We start from the raw sequence: 15,729 nt of genomic DNA on the forward strand, positions 1-15,729 counted from the left end.
ATAGTAGCTCGTATTCTACAAGACAGCAGCCGCCTAGCCCTTCACTGCGCCGGCAGACATTCCGTTCATGATCTTGTTGCTGAAAAACAAATATAAAATGACGATGGGTAGAGAGGTGATGACAAGCCCGGCGATTTTCCCCGTATAATCTGTCGTATATTGGCCACTGAAGTAAGTCAGCCAGATCGGCAGCGTAAACAGCTCCGCTGAGCGGTTCAGAATGAACGCGAAGGGCAGCTCGTTCCACGTATGGAGCACGTTCAGAATAACCGCAGTAGATACCATCGGAAGGCAAATCGGGAAAATAATCCTGAACAGGGCATAATCCGTCGTGCTGCCGTCAATGTAAGCTGCTTCTTCGATCTCCGTCGGTATATCCCGAATAAAGCTTTGAAACAGAAACGTCGTCAAGGACAAATTAAAAGCCACGTAAGGAATGATTAAAGTGAACCGAGTGTCTAGCATGCCGAACCACTTAAATTGAAGAAACAGCGGGACGAGCAGTGAATGAATCGGGATCAGCATGCCTACGAGCAGCACGAAGCGGATCGTCGTTTTCCCGCGAAAGTTGTATCTTGCGAAAAAATAGCCGAGAATAAAGGACCCAAGCACGATAAGCGGTATCGTAAGCACCGTATTGAACACACTGCTGAACAGTGCGCTGCTTAAATTGCCGACGCGGAACGCGTTCTCGTAATTGGATAGCGTCGGTTGACTGGGCAGAGCGAACAGGCTCAAGCTAAATTCCGGGTTCGTCTTCAGTGACGTATAGACCATCCACACAATCGGGAAGATCGCGGTTATCGTAAAAAGCAGCGCGAGCACATTAGCCGGGACCGCGAGGAGCCCTATTTTCATTTTATTAGTCACTGTCCGTTTTCCCTCCAATCAGCTTGGAGACGAGCAGAACTACCGCACCGCTCAGTACGATCATCCCTATCGATACAGTGCTGGCATATCCGAGCTTCGTCATTAGGAATGCATTGTTGTACGAATATTGCGCCATGACCATCGTGCTTCTGCCAGGCCCTCCGCCTGTCATTACGAAGATATGATCGAACGTTTTCATCGTTCCGGATATACATAGAACCAACGCCACTTGGGTTACGTTCTTCAGCAATGGGAAAGTGATGAACATCGTTTTCTGCCGCCAATTCGCGCCGTCGATCTCCACCGCATCGTAGATTTCCTTCGATATGTTCTGCATGCCGGCCAGGAAAATGATCAAATAAAGACCGACATACTGCCAGACCAGCGGAATCGAGACGAGATAGATCGCCTTGGCCGGATCGTCCAGCCAGAGAACCGGGTCGCCGCCGAACAGCTTCACGAACCAGTTCAAAATCCCGAACTGATAGTTATAGAAAAGCGTCCATAGATACCCTGTCACGACGGGAGCAAGCACAACGGGCAGAAATATCGCTCTGCGGTGTATTCCCCTCAACTTCAGAACCTTGCTCATCAGCAGCGACGCGATAATGAAGGCAATGCCGACTTGACCCGCCACACAAATAAGAACAAGAATCATATTGTTCTTGAACGATAACCAGAAATCCGAATCTTGCAGCAATTTCGAATAAGGCGCCCATCCCGAGAAGCTTGTTCCGTAATCATCGAAAAAGCTGTAAACGAAGGATAAGATGAGAGGCAGAATGACAGCAAAGGCATAAACCAGATAGATCGGCACCAAATACTTGAGCACTTGACTGACTCGAAGTTTGAACAGATTCTCTCTCAATCTCTTGATTCCTCCCTAAGGCTAGGGGGAAGGCGCGAATCGCCCCTTCCCCTTCGCTTACGGTTATTTGCCTAGCGAGTCTTGAGCCTGCTTCGCAATATCTTCGGGGGACGCGGCGCCGGCCAGCAGCGACTGAATGCCGCGGTAGATGACCTCGACGGTTGCCGGAGCCAACCGGATATCGTAGATCGGAGTCAATTGGACCCGATTCATCAGGTTATAATACTCTTGCGTCAACGGAGCTGTAGCCGTCGATCCGTCGTCGGTCAATTTACGAGCCGGGAAGCCGTTGATCTTCTTCATTGCGGCTGCGTATTCATCGTTCGTAAACGTTTTCACCAATTCGACTGCCGTCGCTTTCTTCGCGTCCGTCAGCTTGGCATTAATCGCGTACGACCAGCCTCCGCCGCCTGCCACAGCAGCGGCCTCGCCTTTGCCGCCTGTCGAAGGAAGAATGGCGATTTTCGTATTATTCAACACGTCCTCGGGAGCATTCTGAATCAGGTTGCCGACATACCATGCGCCGCTGACCGTCATCGCCGCCTTCTTGTTAAAATAAAGCGGGTCGCGCTGACCCTCGTCGATGCTATTAATATCCGGGTTAAATGCGCCGATATTTTTCAGCTCTTGAATCTTCTTTAACGCCTCGATGAACTCCGGATCTGTAAATTTGGACTCGCCAGTCGTCAGGCCGTTGAACCACTGCGTTCCGGTTACGCGATCGGCCAGCGTGCTGAACAACGTCGAACCTACAGGCACGTTCGCCTTGTTGCCCATTGCGATTGGAATGTAGCCCGCGTCCTTCAGCTTGACGATCGCATCCTCGAAATCCTTCCACGTCTCCGGGAATGCATGGATTCCAACCTGCTTAAAGATTTCTTCGTTGTAGAAGATCAGATGGACCGACAACGTCTGGGTAGCGACGCCGTAAATTTTGCCCTTAATTCGGAAGTCCTCGAAAGCATCCTGGAGGAAACCGTCTTTCCACTCTTTATCCTGTTCAAGCAGATCGTCCCACTCGGCTACCAGCCCTTTAGGCGCGTAATCGATCAGCATCGATCCGTTCGCCAGAAACACGTCGGGCAATTCACCGGATGCACCAAGCGTCGTCATTTTGGAACGATATAGATCGTGAGCGACCGCTTCCTCGCGAATTTCCACGTTCGGATGCGCGTCCTTGAATTTCTGCAACGTTTCCCGGAACAGCTTCGCACCCGGATCGTCGGTCACATTCGTATGTGCGATAGAGATCGTGATTTTGTCTCCACCGCCGCTGCCTCCAGATGCCGACGGTGTGTTCGAATCATCCGACTTTCCACAAGCGGTCAAAATAAAAGCGCTTACGAGAAACAAAATCAAAGCTTTGGATACAATGCCCTTACGTCTTTTGGAAACGATTTTCATTTGAACCCCTCCTGTTTGTGTTTGGCGGAACAACTCCATCATACCGGGGTGCCCATGGGGGTGTCTTTGATTAGAAAAACGTTTTTTTATCCAAAACGACGAAGAAATATTTAATCTCGCTCCTTATCTATTTTTCGAATATTCGAATGCACGGCATAATATTGGCTCGGAGTAAGTCCAGTCTCCGCCTTGAAAGACCGGCTGAACGGATGAATGCTGGAATAACCCACTTCGTTCGCAATGACCGTTAACGTCTTTTCCCCTTTAACGATCAGCAATTTGGCCTGCTCGATTCGCACGTAAGTCACATATTTGTGAATCGTAATATTCAGCTGTTCCTTAAAAAGAAACGACAGATGGCTCGTTGACACGCCAACATGCTCGCTGATCGTCTGGTTGTCCAGCTCGGGATCCGAGTAATTCCCCTGAATGTAGTTGATCGTCTTCTCGATGATCCCCCAGCCCTTGGTTAACGTTCCTTCCCGGTTTTTGCTTTCCATCTGTCCTTGAATAAAAAAGCCAAGAAGCTCTAGACAGATCGCCTTCAACAGTAAGGATCGGTTCGGCTTGTCGTCCAAAAATACCTTTTGCATCAGCAGAAAACGTTTCTTGAGATCGATGCGGTCCGCTGTTCGCAGCTGCACGACAGGATAGACGGACGACAACGTCATCTCCTTCTCGTAGATTTTCTCCGTTTCCTCATTGATCAGACTGGTTACCTTCCAGCGGCTGCGGGTCTCGTCGTAATGAAGGTCGAAATGAACGATATATTGAATCAGGGGAACGTCGGAAGTGGAGCGAATGATATGAGAAAGAAAAGGAGGCATGAGAAAAATGTCCCCTTCCTTGGCCGTATACTTTACCCCATTCAGGATGAATTCCGCCTCGCCTTGCTCGATATAAGTAAAGACATGATCAAAATCGATCCATTCGCCAGCAAGGGATTTGGACTTAATAATTTTGACCACTCTCACGAATGGAGAAACGGTTTCCATCCAATCATTCATCGTCTGAACCCCCAATCCCTATCAGCCAATCTTAAGCCATGTCCGCGTTTTGGCCGACCGCTTGATTGCATCCAAGAGTACCCGGTTCTTATATCCATCCTCGAAGTTCGGGGAAGGACACGCATTCTCATGAATTCCTCGCATAAACTCGTGCATTAAATAAACAAACGCTTGCTCGTAACCGCTCTTCTTTCCGGCAAGCTTACGGAGTTCGTCGCCCGGCGCTTCGTAATCTGAGCAATCGATGTTTCTGAATTCGCCCTTCCCTGTCACCGGATCCTGCAGACATAACCTGACCGTATTCAATTCTTCCAGATCCAAACGCAAGGAGCCCTTATTCCCGTTGATTTCGATCAGATTCGAGCGATGGAAGCCCTTACCCAATTGCGAAACCTCGAAGATGCCGATAATTCCGTTGTCAAAACGTACAAGCGCGGTCAGCGCGGTGTTCATCGATTCGCACGAGCTATTTTCGTTCGGCGGGCTGATCTTCTCCTCGTGGGGAGACGTAGTTGTGCCGTTCATGCTGCCGACCGGACATTCGGTGCTGTCTTTCATGCCGACGGCCTCTTGAATTTCCCCGATTAAATTACGTCCCAGATCAATAGAATGGGCCAGCAAATCTTCCAGCAGTTCACGCTTGGAAGAGGTTCCGAGACGATCGTTCGACTTCGGGCAGCACTGTGCGCGAAAATGATAAATATCGCCCAGCAAGCCGTCATTGACGATTTTGCGCGCATATCGAACGGCTGGCATATAGCGCAGCGGGTACGGAACCATATGAACGACGCCGGCTTTGCGTGCCGACCTCCATATCTTCTCCGCTTCGGCTTTGCTTCCCGCTAGAGGGCTGCTGCAAATAATATGCTTACCCGCCTCCGCTGCGGCGACGGCGATTTCCCTATGCAAAGAAACCGGTGTGCCGATGTCAATGATATCGATGTCGTCTCTCTCGATTAGTCGTCGCCAATCCGTCTCGTAAGACAGCCAACCGAGCTCCTCCGCAGCAAGCTTTACTTCGTTTTCCCTCCGGCCGACAATCGTTTGCATAACGGGCTCAATACCGATCCTGGAATGCGCAAGCAGATCCCGATAAGCTTGGCTATGGACTCGCCCCGGGAAAGAATGGCCGATCATTCCGACACGGACTTTCCTCATACTCCAGGGTTAACAGCTCTGACCGGAATGCCGAGCTCGTTCTCCACAAAGTTCCGGCAGATCTCCAGACTCTGGTAAGGCGTACTCGTGGAGCGGTCGATTTCTACGGTCAGCCAGCTGTCATACTCTATATCGATCAACGCTTCTATAATCGGCTGGAAGGATATTCTCCCCAGTCCCAACTCGCAAAATACAGGCAGCGCTTCATTGCCGATCAGCATTGGAAAATCTTCGATTTTCGCATCCTCTTTGGTCAAATCTTTAAGATGCACATAGGCGACGCGTTCCTTATATTTGCGAATGAGCTGTGCCGGATCCATACCGGCTCCGGTGAGATGCGCCGTGTCCGGAGCGAAGAAAACAACGTCAGGGTCGCACATTTCGAGAAGCGCTTCCAATTCATGCTGATTTTCGATCTCAGTCCACAGATGCGGGTGAAGGCATGCTTTGACTCCCAGCTGATAAATGCTTTTCGCCGCTTCGTCGATCGTCTGCGCCGCAATTTTGAGTTCATCTAAAGTAGCTGGCCCTTGGCGCGGACCTCCGGGACCGAAGACGATATGTCCTGCTCCGCATTGAGAGGCGATTTTCGCCAGTCTCACGTTAAAATCGATTATATCCTGTCTTTTGGAGACATCCGCGAACCTTCTTGAAGCTTCTCCCGACGCTCCCCCATATAACGCGGTCATCCGAAGCTTCTTCTCCTCCAGAAGCTCCGTCAGCTCCGAAGCTTGTCCTTCGTATTGAAGCGCAAACGACGGCCATGGCTCGATCGCTTGGAAGCCGAGCTTGGATGCCTCGTCCAAGGCTAGCAGGTGATTATCTCCCCAAGTAATTGCGTGAACGGCCGTCTTTCCTTTAAATTGAGTCATGTCCAACCTCCTGCTTATAGAAGATTTTTAAAACAACTCAATTATACGCCGCCCTGCAGCTTGAAGATTTAGCTGGAAATCTGACTTTTTATCTAAAACAATGACGGCCCGAACCTCGACAAAAAAAGACACCGATACTCGCGCCCGGTGCCCCGCCTTCCATCTTATCTTCTGTGCTTGCTAGCCAGTATATTATGCGTCTTGGTCAAATACTTCTTCACGTTCTGATACTCCGCGCTCGCAACTCCCGCGAACAGAATGTCGATCACGGTCAGCATCGCGATCCGCGATCCCATCGCACCGCTGCGGATCGTCACTTCCGGCGTGGAAATACCAAGAAGTACGTTCGCTTTGTCCGCCAGTTCGCTCTTGTTGATTTTCGTAATCGCGATAATGTGCGCCCCGTTCTTCTTGGCGATCTCGAGCGTATCGAGAATTTCCGCCGTATCTCCGGAATACGAGATGAAGATCGCCACGTCGCCTTTGCCGAGCAGCGTCGCCGCCGTCAGTTGGCTATGTCCGTCCGTATAAGCGTGACACATCTTATTGATCCGAGAAAACTTCTGCTCCGCGTCCTTACACACGAGTCCGGACGCCCCGATACCGAAAAAGACGATCCGGCTGCTGCCCCGCAGCAGCTTCACCGCTTTGGCGACTTCGTTGCGGTCGAGGACGCTCTGCGTATCTTCGATGGATTTGCAATTATTCAAAGAGATGTTGGAGATGATGGTCGACAGGTCGTCTCCCGGCTGGATATCGGTGTACTGGTCTTTCTGCTCGTCGTTCATCGAACCGATCGATGTCGAGATGCTCACGATAAAGCTGCGATAGCTGCCGTAACCCATCGTCTTGCAGAAACGCAGCACGGAAGCATCGCTCGTCTTGCTTGCCTTGGCGAGATTTTTAATCGAAAGATGCGGGATCTCCGACACGTTAGCCAGAATATAATCCGCAAGCATCTTCTCCACGGGCGTTAAGCTATCTTTCATATCCCGTATTTTAATCAGTACGTTATCGTAAATAGCCATGCTCGTTCCATCTCACCTTATCCGTAGAGTCGTCTTAACCCGGATGCCGGAAATGCCGATTTGATCTTATATTAAGCGTAATATATGGAAAAGACAAGAGAGGTTTCGAGCGAATTCCGCTAATTTCGACCTGTTTTTCCGGATTTGGTTTCCGGAAGCCCCATTATTTTCCGCACAACCGAGTGCGGTCTCCCCTCGTCCAACCTTGTAAGGCATACGATGAAAGGGATGATAGACAACTATGAAAACGAAAATCGGATCAATCGCCTTGGCCGGCCTGCTGCTTGGACAAACGGTTGCCGCGCATGCCGCCGAAGCTTTGCCTGACATCTACGTCGATGGCAAGAGACTGACGCTTGCCGCCGAGCCCGTCGTCGTTGACGGCAGCACCCTCGTTCCAATGCGCGCCATCTTCGAAGCGCAGAATGCCGCGGTGACATGGACGAACGCGACGCAAACGGTAATAGCGGTCAAGAACGGCGTTACCCTTACATACCGGCTCGGGGAGAACACGGCATACAGGAACGGCGAATCTGTAGCGCTGGCGCAGCCTGGGAAAATCATAGACGGCACGACGATGGTTCCGCTCCGTTTCGTAAGCGAGACGTTGGGCAATCTCGTGCAATGGCATTCGTACTCGGGCGACATCTCGATCTCGACTTCGGGGGTATTGCCAAATACGGTGTCGTACGGCGTGAACCTGCGCGCCGCTCCCGCTAACGGTGCGAATACTCCGATCGTGCGAATGCTCGCCAAAGGCGAGAAAATCCAAGTGCTTCGAGAGATCGATGCGAACTGGCTGGAGGCGCGCACGAAGGACGGTAAAATCGGTTTTGTATCGGCGAAGCCGCTTTATACGGATTACGAGAGTCCTTCGCTGGTCAAGCTTAAGGGCGAAGAATTGATCGCTTACGGCAGAAAGTATCTCGGCACGCCTTACGAATTCGGGGCGGCCCTCGGCCAGACTTCGACGTTCGATTGTTCCTCGTTCGTTCACCTCGTTTTCGAAGACGTGCTCTCCATGGACTTGCCGCGAATCTCGTATAATCAGGCGAAAGAAGGCAATGAAGTCGGACTGAACGAGCTTCGAGTCGGCGATCTATTATTCTTCGGAGCCAGAGGCTTGGAGATCGGCCACGTCGGCATCTATGCGGGCGACAACCGGATACTCCATACCTACTCCAAAGAAAAAGGCGTTCATTTCGACGATTTCGACGAGAAATGGAAAAAGAGATTCGTCACGGCGCGCAGGTTGTTCTAAGTGCATCGAAGTTTCTGCATTCCGGAAACGCCAAAAAAATCCGCCGGCCCGATGCCGGCGGATTTGGAGCGTGGGTGCACCCTAGCTCATTGATTTTTTCAAATGAACCTGCTCGACAGTCTTCTCGAATCCCAATTTACATAGAAGGGAATAGAGGTTCGAATGGGATTCCGGCAGATTAACGACCGTTCTCTTGATCGCAGACTCCAGGGGACGGAAGGCTTGGGCAAGAGCGGCCGACAGAATCTCGTCGCGATCCGGCCTTAACGGATCCGCTTCGCATTGGTAGAGATACAGGGCGGATAGGCTGCCATCTTCTCCTTTAAGCGTCTTATAGAACGCATAGCCGACCAATCGACCGTCTGCCAATACTTGCACGCATTCCCCTTTGCCCATGTTGGCCGCTTGCGCCTGCCATGTCGATCTCCCCCCGCCGAACTCCGCTTCTCCTATATCCTCGGGCAACCCGCGGCGATATTCGTATCCTTCGGGAGCGGTCAAATCCAATGCTCCTTCATGCTGCATGAAGGCAAGGCGATCGACCTTACGGTAGCCGACGCTCTCGTATAACCGGATAGCCGCTTCGTTCCGCGCGATCGCTTCCAGCAGCGCCTCGTCTACTTTCTCTTCCGCGTACAAGGCCATATTGTGTTCCATCAGCATTTTGCCGTAACCCTTTCCGCGATATTCAGGGACTATGGCTGTTCCTCCGTTCCACGCGAATATTCGGCCGTTTCTCGTTCTGAATCCGTTAACGATAATTCCGATCGGTCGATCATCCTCGAATGCGGCGAACGAGCGTTCAAGCGACAACCCTTCGTTCGCGACCCGGTTCAAAAAACGATCCACCGTCGTCTGTACGTTTGAGAAGTAATTTTCAAAGCCCCGATTCCATAGATCGACGATCTCCTCCGCGGATAATCGGCTTAATTTTTCGTAACGAATCATATCAAACCCTCCATTAACCGGAAAAATATTACTCTTCATTCTCAAGCTATCAAACTGTTTCTTATTTGAAAAGGGAACAAAAATATCAAAAATTTCCCCTTTTCGTCTTTGTGTCGAACGACCGCGCAATTTGCTTCACCGACAGAAGAAAATGCGACAGCTTTTTCGTGATACATAATGTATCATTTTATTCATTGGAAAGTGCCGATCTTATCCTATTTACGAGGTGAAAAAATGTCCGTACCGTCCATGCCCTGTTACGTCGCATATACCGATCCTGCCGCATCGATGCGGCTGGCGAACCGGTTCGGCGCGTATTTCAATAGACTTCCGCCGCGGAGGCGTATCGTCGTCGTCTGCATCGGGACCGACCGCTGCACGGGCGATTCGCTCGGTCCGTTGACGGGAACGCTGCTAAGCAAATACCGGTCTCCCGATTTCGAGATTTACGGCACGCTGGAACACCCCGTTCACGCGATGAACCTCGCGGATACGATGGACGAGCTGTATGCCCGTTTTGATGATCCTTTCATAATCGGCATCGACGCTTGCCTCGGACAAGCCGCCAGCATCGGAGCCGTGTTGATCGGCGACGGCCCGCTGCGGCCGGGTGCAGGCGTCAACAAGGAACTCCCTCCGGTCGGGGACATTCACGTGTCCGGCGTCGTAAACATCGGAGGACTGCTCGGCTATCAAGCGCTGCAGACCACCCGGCTGCACCTTATCATGAGCATGTCCGGTCTGATCTCCCGCAGCTTGCTCGTCGGAATCCGGATGTCGTCCGGCCGTGCGATCGAGACGCCGGCAATGCATGGATATTAGTAGAGCCACCGGGAAGTACCCCGATGGCTCGAAATCATTCGATAGGATTCAATATCAGCTGCATGCCTTGCGTCTTGAGCTGATCATATGCGATCGCCCACGATTTGAACGCTTCATACGTCTCGTCCGGGACGCCGAACATCCGCTTCATATCCATGACGATCTGCTTCTCTTCGTCGCAATAGTCTCCGTCCGCATAAGCCAGCAGCAGAATTTCCAAGAAGAAAAGATGCTGGACCCGCTGGTCTTGAATCCCGGATAAAACCTCAGACAGCTCTCTATGCCGCGGAACGACTCTCAAGTGATCTTCCAAACCTAGCTCGGTACGCACGGCCTGCAAGTACCGCTTTTCATTGCCGCTAACGAAGCCGTCCGCGTTCGCGACGGCGTGCGCCAGCTCCAAGAAAGCCTCCCGATGCTCTCTCTCCTGAATAAAATGCAAAAACATCCGCGGTCAGCTCCTCATATCGCCAAATCCTTCCTCGCTCCATGTTGCAACGAAATCTCTCTTTTTTCAAGAGAATCGGCGAATTTTCGCGAAGTTATCGATATGTGCGGGTAATGGCTCCTAACGGATCACCTATACTCTTTCGGTATTCTCCGCGCGACCCCGGAGGCGATCGCCGCGCGAACGACGCGCTCCCGGATGCGCTCCACTACGGATTGATCGAAGACGCTCGGAATGATGTCGTATTTGCTGAGCTTGTCGTCAGGAATAACGGAAGCGATCGCCTCCGCCGCAGCTAGCTTCATCTCCTCGTTGATCTCCGCCGCCCGGCAATCAAGCGCCGCCCGGAACATGCCGGGGAAACAGAGCACGTTGTTGATCTGGTTCGGATAATCCGAGCGGCCAGTCGCGGCGACCGCCGCGATATCGTCGATCTCGCCCGGCAATATTTCCGGAGATGGATTGGCCATCGCGAACACGATCGGATTCGGTGCCATCTTCGCTACCATATCGCGCGTCAGCATCCCTCCCGCTGATACGCCGATGAAGACATCCGTCCCGACCAGCGCGTCGCTCAGCGATCCCGTTCTGCGATTCGGATTCGTGTATTCGGCATACGCCGTCTTCACCGAATTCGAATAGGTCTCCCCTTGAACGAGAATGCCCTCCTTGTCGACTCCGATCAATTCCTTCACGCCTGCGGACAGCAAGATTTTGCTGATCGCCACGCCAGCCGCGCCGATGCCGCAGACGACGATAGTCACATCGGAAAGCGATTTGCCCGCGATTTTCAGAGCGTTGATCAACCCTGCGTAAGTCACGACGGCCGTCCCGTGCTGATCGTCGTGGAATACGGGAATATCGAGTTCCTCGCGCAGCCTCTCCTCGATCTCGAAGCATCTCGGGGAAGATATATCCTCCAGATTGATGCCGCCAAACGCCGGAGAGATCGCCTTGATCGTACGGACGATCTCGTCCGCGTCCGTCGTCTCGAGACAGACCGGGAACGCGTCTACTCCCGCGAACTGCTTGAACAGCATCGCTTTCCCTTCCATCACCGGCATCGCCGCACGCGGTCCGATATCGCCGAGTCCAAGCACGGCTGTGCCGTCGGAGACGACCGCGACGGTGTTGCGTTTGATGGTCAAAGAGAACGCCTTGTCCGCGTCTTCCCGAATTGCTGCGCATACCCGGGCGACATCCGGCGTATATACACGCGACAGATCGTCGCGATTCTGGATCGTGACCTTTGGCGTCACTTCGATCTTGCCGCCAAGGTGCAGCAGGAACGTCCGATCGGACGTGTTCACGACGCGAATGCCCGGTATTTTCCCGATCGCATCGAGAATCGGAGCGATGTCCGAAGCATCGACGACATTCACCGTCATATCCCGTACGCTGCCTTCGTTGCCGATATGGATCGTGTCGATGGCGATGATGTCCCCGCCAAGGCTGGACACAATGTTGGCGACAAGCCCAAAATTCATTCGGTCGCCGACGATTTCCAGACGGATGATGACGCTTTTGCCGCCCAGCCCCTTATTGTTCCTTTGTGTCATTGTTGTACTCGCTCCTTATTCGCGCTACATTTTCCTGGTCATGAATCCGCCATGAAACGCTTTCGGTTCGTAACTGACGATAAAACAATTCGGATCGATCTCGATCGCGTCCCGATACAGTTGCTGCTGTCTTCTGCGCGGAAGCACCACATTATGCACCCAGCGTCGTCCTTCCCGTCCGTCGCCCGCCCAACGGGTTACGCCGTAACCTTTGGCTCTTAGAAGATCGGCCAGATCTCCGTATTCTTCTTTCGTCGTGATTTGCACCGTAATGTAACCAATCGCCAAGCGTTCCTCAATCTTGACGCCGAGCAGCACGCCCGCTCCATAGCTCAAGCAGTAGATCAGCAAGTTCAGCGGATTGTTCAGGTTATCCAGAACGAGTTTGAATCCGATGACGTAGATGCCGATCTCCACGGCGCTCATCATCGCCGCGACGTATCGGATGCCTTTGACCATCAAGATGAAACGGACGGACAGCATCGTGACGTACGTAATTTGCAAAACGATTATCGATAGAATGACCGTCATCCTGCATCACCTCGTTTGATGGCGAAGGGGCCGTCCCCGCAAACCGATTCGGGACGGCCCCTCTTATGTTGCCGAATCTCGCAAATATTTTTACGGTCTGGCAGACCGTAAGACCGTGCGATGGTGGCTTCGGCGCCCTTCTTACGGTCTGGCAGACCGTTATACTGCACGTTGGTGGCTTCGGCGCCCTTCTTACGGTCTGGCAGACCGTTATACTGCACGTTAGTGGCTTCGGCGCACTTCTTACGGTCTGGCAGACCGTTATACTGCACGTTGGTGGCTTCGGCGCCCTTCTTACGGTCTGGCAGACCGTTATACTGCACGTTGGTGGCTTCGGCGCCCTTCTTACGGTCTGACAGACCGTTATACTGCACGTTGGTGGCTTCGGCGCCCTTCTTACGGTCTGGCAGACCGTTATACTGCACGTTGGTGGCTTCGGCGCCCTTCTTACGGTCTGGCAGACCGTTATTCCTCCAATGACTACTATTCTCGTTCAGGCATGGTTTAACAATTGCTCCGCGAAACAGGCGAGGTCTTCGTCCAAAGCGTAGCGGCAGTTATTGTTTCGCATCGGCGCGTTCTCGGCGGATGCCATCGTCTCGGCGAGTCGACCTGCATCGACCGCCGACAATCCTTCGGCAGCCAGCGACAGTTGCAGCCCCGACTCCGCGACGAGCCTCCGATAGAACGCTGCGCCGGCGCGGGCTTGTTCTTCGAGGCTTGCGAAAGTGTTCCCCCCCGCGCCCATCGCCCGGGCGACTTCAGCCAAGATGGCTTCGTTGCCGGGGATATTCCAATCGTACGCGTGGTATAGGGCAACCGCCACCGCGCGGCCATGATGGACGCGCGCAAGCGTACCTAACGCATGGCCGATGCAGTGGGCGATGCCCGTGCCGCCCTGCTCGATCGCCATGCCCGCCAGCATCGAGCCGATGCCGAGCTGACCGCGTGCCTCCAGGTTCCCCGGCTCGCGAATCGCCGCGAGCAGGCTGCCGGAGATCATCCGAATCGCCTGCAAGCCGACCGCTTCGATCATCGCGTTGCTGCGCTTCCCAGTCACCGCCTCCAACGCATGGATCATCGCGTCGAGTCCGGTCGCCGCCGTCAAATGCGGAGGCAGCGCGACGGTCAGCGTCGGATCGAGAACGGCCAAATCCGGCGCGAGTTCGTAATCCCAGCCCCATACTTTGCGCTTGTCCGCATTCGAGAAAACGACCGTACTCGTCACTTCCGCTCCCGTGCCCGACGTCGTTGGCACCATGATCATCTTTATCGTTTTCGGCGCAAATGGATTAGCCATCAGCGCATAGTGTTCCGTCGGATGCTCGGCTCCGGCTACCAGGGACGCCAGCTTCGCCACGTCCATGGCCGATCCGCCGCCAAGACCGATCACGCATGAAACGTTCGAAGCGCGAATGACCTCAGCAGCGGCGTCGATAGAAGCGCTCGTCGGATCGCTCTGCACGTCCGAGAACAACGTCGCTTCCACGCCGCCTTCCCGCAGCGCGGCCAATACTTCGTCCGCGACGCCGACTTTAACCAATCCCGGATCGGTCACGAGCACCGCCTTGTTCCCCCCGGTCAGACTTTTCACGTCTTCCGCCAATTGTTTGACTCGCTCGACGCCGTACGCGACCCGTGTTCGAGCAGCAAAATCAAATCCACTCATCCCGCCTCACCTCCGAATTCGACGACCGTCCGGCCAACGTTCACGCAGCACGGATCATGAAAACTATCAACCGCCCGATTAATGTCCTGAAGTGGTATGCGGTCCAACACCAATTCATCCAATTGGAACTTCCCATCCAGATACAGTTGGGCGATCGCCTGGAAATCGCGGAACGGATGCACGTCGCCGTAGAAACTGCCTTTGAGGATTTTGCCGACGCGATGAAAGCCGCCCGCGGGCAGAGCCAGTTCCTTCTTTGGGTTAAACGCGCCGACGACGACCGTCGTGCCGCCTTTGCGTGTTCCTTTCCACGCGGATTGCGCCGCCATCGTGTTGCCGGAGCAGTCGATCGCGTAATGTACGCCGAAACCTCCGGTCAGCTCTTTGAGCGCTTCCGCCGCGTCGACTTCACCGACGTTCACAACGTCGGTCGCCCCGAACTTCCGCGCGATCTCGAGATTTTGCGCCTTCAGGTCGCACGCGATGATGCGGCTCGCTCCGGCGATCCGCGCACCCTGGATCGCGTTGACGCCGACACCGCCGATACCGAATACCGCAACCGTCGAGCCCGGCTTCACTTGCGCCGCCCGCACCGCCGCTCCGTACCCGGTCGCCACGCCGCAACCGATCAAGGACGCCTGAGCCATCGGCATACCCTCCGGCATTTTCACGCAGCTCATCTCCGGTACGACGGTATACTCCGCGAATGTGCTGAGCAGCGAGTTATGATAGATTCCTTGCCCGTTCTGGCTTAGTCTCGACGTGCCGTCGAGCAATGTGCCCGCGAACATCGGACCAAACGCCGACTCGCACAAGTTTACCTGGCCCGTCTGACAAAACTCGCAAGTTCCGCAGAATGGCACCCAGCTCAGCGCCACTTTGTCGCCGACCTTTACCGTCTTGACGTTCGGACCGACCTCGACGACGATTCCAGCCCCTTCGTGTCCGAGTATCGTCGGCACTGGCGTCGTCTCGTCCTCCATCGCGTTCAAGTCACTATGGCAGACACCCGTCGCCAATACTTTGACGAGCACTTCCCCGGCTTTCGGCGCCGCCAGCTCCACCTTTTCTATCGAAAGCGGTTGGTTCGTTCCCCTCATGACCGCCGCTAGCATTTCCATTTCCGTCCCCCGCTTTCGAGATTTCTATTTCCGTTCCACTGCGAAAGGGATGGCTTGCCGACATCAGACAGGTTGTTTTGAGTTTCTTTTGATTAAATAGACTTTATAGGTTAGAAACTCAAAGCCAAAACTTGCGGACAAGCCATTCTTTTCTCCGTTGCAC

At 53.6% G+C, this 15,729-nt stretch carries 16 protein-coding genes; 2 read left to right on the forward strand and 14 right to left on the reverse strand.

Annotated elements, in window-relative coordinates; translation table 11 throughout:
- Window positions 1-33: 33 nt before the first annotated feature.
- From FPZ45_RS18865 to FPZ45_RS18895, 7 genes are all read right to left on the reverse strand, one after another.
- A complete protein-coding gene (locus FPZ45_RS18865) occupies window positions 34-870 on the reverse strand; it encodes a carbohydrate ABC transporter permease (RefSeq protein WP_246120499.1) in 837 nt (278 codons plus the stop codon).
- Window positions 863-1,738, reverse strand: coding sequence for a carbohydrate ABC transporter permease (locus FPZ45_RS18870; RefSeq protein ID WP_144705342.1), 876 nt, complete (start codon window positions 1,736-1,738; stop codon window positions 863-865). The genes FPZ45_RS18865 and FPZ45_RS18870 overlap by 8 nt, the downstream gene beginning before the upstream one ends.
- A 63-nt stretch (window positions 1,739-1,801) precedes the next feature.
- Window positions 1,802-3,142: an ABC transporter substrate-binding protein gene (locus tag FPZ45_RS18875; protein WP_186438461.1), complete on the reverse strand. Its 1,341-nt coding sequence runs from the start codon at window positions 3,140-3,142 to the stop codon at window positions 1,802-1,804.
- 110 nt (window positions 3,143-3,252) lie between these two features.
- The gene (locus FPZ45_RS18880) at window positions 3,253-4,149 is read right to left on the reverse strand and encodes an AraC family transcriptional regulator (RefSeq protein WP_144705346.1); all 897 of its coding nucleotides are present in this window, start codon (window positions 4,147-4,149) and stop codon (window positions 3,253-3,255) included.
- Between the two features lie 21 nt (window positions 4,150-4,170).
- Window positions 4,171-5,307, reverse strand: a complete 1,137-nt coding sequence (locus tag FPZ45_RS18885; protein WP_144705348.1) for a Gfo/Idh/MocA family protein — start codon at window positions 5,305-5,307, stop codon at window positions 4,171-4,173.
- On the reverse strand, window positions 5,304-6,179 hold the full coding sequence (locus tag FPZ45_RS18890) for a sugar phosphate isomerase/epimerase family protein (protein ID WP_144705350.1): 876 nt from the start codon (window positions 6,177-6,179) through the stop codon (window positions 5,304-5,306). The genes FPZ45_RS18885 and FPZ45_RS18890 overlap by 4 nt, the downstream gene beginning before the upstream one ends.
- 164 nt (window positions 6,180-6,343) lie before the next feature.
- Entirely contained in the window at window positions 6,344-7,207 is an 864-nt protein-coding gene (locus FPZ45_RS18895; RefSeq protein ID WP_144705352.1) for a MurR/RpiR family transcriptional regulator, read from the reverse strand.
- Window positions 7,208-7,448: 241 nt separating this feature from the next.
- On the opposite strand from FPZ45_RS18895, the gene FPZ45_RS18900 reads away from it, so the two are divergent.
- Window positions 7,449-8,468, forward strand: a complete 1,020-nt coding sequence (locus FPZ45_RS18900; RefSeq protein WP_144705354.1) for a stalk domain-containing protein — start codon at window positions 7,449-7,451, stop codon at window positions 8,466-8,468.
- 81 nt (window positions 8,469-8,549) lie between these two features.
- On the opposite strand, the gene FPZ45_RS18905 is transcribed toward FPZ45_RS18900, so the two are convergent.
- Entirely contained in the window at window positions 8,550-9,416 is an 867-nt protein-coding gene (locus FPZ45_RS18905; protein WP_186438462.1) for a GNAT family N-acetyltransferase, read from the reverse strand.
- A 234-nt stretch (window positions 9,417-9,650) separates the two neighbouring features.
- Between FPZ45_RS18905 and yyaC the strand changes: the two genes are divergently transcribed.
- A complete protein-coding gene (yyaC, locus tag FPZ45_RS18910; protein WP_144705358.1) occupies window positions 9,651-10,238 on the forward strand; it encodes a spore protease YyaC in 588 nt (195 codons plus the stop codon).
- Between the two features lie 34 nt (window positions 10,239-10,272).
- Here the strand turns inward: yyaC and FPZ45_RS18915 are convergent, their stop codons facing one another.
- The 6 genes from FPZ45_RS18915 to FPZ45_RS18940 all read right to left on the reverse strand — a co-directional run bounded on the left by FPZ45_RS18915 (window position 10,273) and on the right by FPZ45_RS18940 (window position 15,566).
- A complete protein-coding gene (locus FPZ45_RS18915) occupies window positions 10,273-10,686 on the reverse strand; it encodes a tellurite resistance TerB family protein (protein WP_144705360.1) in 414 nt (137 codons plus the stop codon).
- Window positions 10,687-10,814: 128 nt separating this feature from the next.
- Window positions 10,815-12,245: an NAD-dependent malic enzyme gene (locus FPZ45_RS18920; protein WP_144705362.1), complete on the reverse strand. Its 1,431-nt coding sequence runs from the start codon at window positions 12,243-12,245 to the stop codon at window positions 10,815-10,817.
- Between the two features lie 24 nt (window positions 12,246-12,269).
- The gene (locus tag FPZ45_RS18925) at window positions 12,270-12,776 is read right to left on the reverse strand and encodes a DUF5698 domain-containing protein (RefSeq protein WP_144705364.1); all 507 of its coding nucleotides are present in this window, start codon (window positions 12,774-12,776) and stop codon (window positions 12,270-12,272) included.
- Window positions 12,773-13,201, reverse strand: a complete 429-nt coding sequence (locus FPZ45_RS18930) for a hypothetical protein (protein ID WP_144705366.1) — start codon at window positions 13,199-13,201, stop codon at window positions 12,773-12,775. Before FPZ45_RS18930 ends, FPZ45_RS18925 begins: the two co-directional genes overlap by 4 nt.
- Window positions 13,202-13,269: 68 nt before the next feature.
- Window positions 13,270-14,445 carry an iron-containing alcohol dehydrogenase gene (locus FPZ45_RS18935; RefSeq protein WP_144705368.1) on the reverse strand — a complete coding sequence of 392 codons (1,176 nt, stop codon included), beginning with the start codon at window positions 14,443-14,445 and terminating at the stop codon, window positions 13,270-13,272.
- Window positions 14,442-15,566 carry a Zn-dependent alcohol dehydrogenase gene (locus FPZ45_RS18940; protein WP_144705370.1) on the reverse strand — a complete coding sequence of 375 codons (1,125 nt, stop codon included), beginning with the start codon at window positions 15,564-15,566 and terminating at the stop codon, window positions 14,442-14,444. The genes FPZ45_RS18935 and FPZ45_RS18940 overlap by 4 nt, the downstream gene beginning before the upstream one ends.
- Window positions 15,567-15,729: the final 163 nt, after the last annotated feature.

The organism is Cohnella terricola (assembly GCF_007786475.1).
GTDB classification, from domain to species: Bacteria; Bacillota; Bacilli; order Paenibacillales; family Paenibacillaceae; genus Cohnella; species Cohnella terricola.